This is a genomic window from Pseudomonas sp. HMSC066A08, assembly GCF_001813025.1.
Classification (GTDB): Bacteria; Pseudomonadota; Gammaproteobacteria; order Pseudomonadales; family Pseudomonadaceae; genus Pseudomonas; species Pseudomonas aeruginosa.
Genome location: NZ_KV811268.1, coordinates 1 through 271, shown reverse-complemented (window position 1 = coordinate 271; position 271 = coordinate 1). Strand labels below are relative to the sequence as shown.

General features: G+C 63.1%; 1 protein-coding gene. It reads left to right on the top strand.

Features of this window, described 5'->3' with window-relative positions; translation table 11 throughout:
• Positions 1-271: cbb3-type cytochrome c oxidase subunit I (locus HMPREF2886_RS04555; protein WP_177344441.1), on the top strand; the 271-nt coding region annotated here is incomplete at both ends.

Below are 271 nucleotides of genomic sequence, written 5' to 3'. Positions count from 1 at the left end.
GCGATGCTGCACATCGTCAACCACATGTCGCTGCCGGTGAGCTGGTTCAAGTCCTACTCCGCCTACTCCGGCGCCACCGATGCGATGGTCCAGTGGTGGTACGGGCACAACGCCGTAGGCTTCTTCCTGACCACCGGCTTCCTCGGCATGATGTACTACTTCGTGCCCAAGCAGGCCGGGCGCCCGGTCTACTCCTACCGGCTGTCCATCGTCCACTTCTGGGCGCTGATCACCCTGTACATCTGGGCCGGCCCGCACCACCTGCACTACA